General features: G+C 63.7%; 3 protein-coding genes. 1 reads left to right on the top strand and 2 read right to left on the bottom strand.

All coding sequences use genetic code 11. The features are described 5' to 3' along the window. Both ENZ74_RS31230 and ENZ74_RS31225 read right to left on the bottom strand, forming a co-directional pair. Window positions 1–359: cytochrome c peroxidase (locus ENZ74_RS31230; protein WP_281059754.1), on the bottom strand; the 359-nt coding region annotated here is incomplete at its 3' end. 7 nt (window positions 360–366) lie between these two features. After that, window positions 367–816, bottom strand: a complete 450-nt coding sequence (locus ENZ74_RS31225) for a FixH family protein (protein ID WP_024503807.1) — start codon at window positions 814–816, stop codon at window positions 367–369. 152 nt (window positions 817–968) lie between these two features. Here ENZ74_RS31225 and ENZ74_RS31220 point away from each other — a divergent pair. Further along, a partial coding sequence (locus tag ENZ74_RS31220) for a sugar kinase (RefSeq protein ID WP_164761365.1) occupies window positions 969–1,630 on the top strand: 662 nt, incomplete at its 3' end.

The following is a 1,630-nucleotide window of genomic DNA, read 5'->3' as shown; positions in this document are numbered from 1 at the left end:
TCCCAGAAGAACCAGGGATCGTGCGCCACGCCGGCCAGCGGCATGGTGCGCCGGTTGGTGTGGCCGACGCCGACCGCCTGCGGCAGGTCGTCCTGGAACTGGCGGTCGATCTTGTGGCAGGTCGAACAGGATACCGACCCGTCACCGCTCATGCCCTGATCGAAGAACAGCGTCGAGCCGAGTGCGGCGGCGGCCGGCACGTCGGCAAAACGATTGGTGGTGTCGGCCTTGAGCGCCGGCAGCGACGACAGCGCCAGCGAAGCGATAGTCTTCTTTTCTGCGTCGGAAAAATCAGGCTTGCCGCAGCCCACGAGGACGACGGCGACCATCAGCGCCAGAAAGCGGAAAAGGCGCTTCATCGATCGCTCACAGCACCACGTTGAACAGTACGGTATCGGAGCCGGCGCCGGATGAGATGGCGAAACGAAGTTGCCACCAGCCGCTCATGGTGAATTTCAGCCCCTCGATGCGGTAACGGCCTTCGCCCAGGTAATCGGTGACCTGCGGGCTGGTCGGCAGGCCGTGATTGTGTTGCGGCATGCCGCCGGAGATGGCGATCGCGGCGCGCTCCACCGAAGCCCCTGTCTTTGTCTTCAGGGTCAGCAGCCAGGATTCCAGTTCGCCCTGCCGCACCACGCCCCGTTCCGGCACGAAACTCGCCACGTACAGCCCGTTGTCGGTTTTCTTCGTCCGCGCGACATCCGGGCCGGCTGGCAGCGACGAACGCGGCGCCGTCAGGAAGACGACCGCGAGAATGCCGACCAGCAAGGCAGCCAGACCAAGACCCGCCAGAAGATAACGCCATATCGATGCCAAACCGGTTCCTCTTCTGCAGACAACGCTCTGCCGAACGGATCGCATCCCGCCAGCCTGTGGGAAAACGCTGTGGCGGAAAAAACCCTGCTTGCCAAGCATGGCGCTGCCGATGGCAAAAAGCTACAGCACCGGGAAGCACTGGAGGATTGTAGATGGCGGGAACCGGCGTCGCCTCGATCGGCGAATGCATGCTCGAACTGTCGGGCCAGACCGGACCGAACTGGCGCATGGGCTTTGCCGGCGACACGTTCAACACGCTGTGGGCGCTGCACGCGCTGAGCACTGAGCGGCCGGCAACCTATGTCTCGGCCTTCGGCGACGATCCGTTCTCGCAAGCCCAGATCGATTTCTTAGGCCAGAACGGCATCGGCATCGGCTCCAGCCCGATCATAGCGGGCGCACGGCCTGGCCTCTATGCCATCACGCTGACCGGGGCCGAGCGTTCCTTCACCTACTGGCGCGGCGACGCCGCCGCGCGGCAGCTCGCCTCAGACCCGGTTGCATTGTCGGAAAACCTGGTAAATCAGGCGCTTGTCTATTTTTCCGGAATCACTTTGGCAATTCTGGATGAGGCCGCGCGCGCCGTATTGCTGGCGGCTGTCGCCAAGGCGCGCTCGGCCGGTTCACTTGTCGCCTTCGATCCCAACTACCGGCCGCGGCTTTGGCGCAATCGCGAGGATGCACAGGCAGCGATCGTCGAAGCCCTTGCCGCCACCGACATCGCATTGCCGACTTTCCCCGACGAGCAGATGCTGTTTGGCGATGCAACACCGCAAGCGACCGCAAAGCGACTCAGGCAACTGGTTAGCGAGGT

Origin of the sequence: Mesorhizobium sp. M7A.F.Ca.CA.002.15.2.1, assembly GCF_003998715.1 — a bacterium.
In the GTDB taxonomy this organism is placed as follows: domain Bacteria; phylum Pseudomonadota; class Alphaproteobacteria; order Rhizobiales; family Rhizobiaceae; genus Mesorhizobium; species Mesorhizobium ciceri.
Note: the sequence above shows the minus strand (reverse complement) of the source record. Positions and strands in the feature narration are given on the sequence as shown.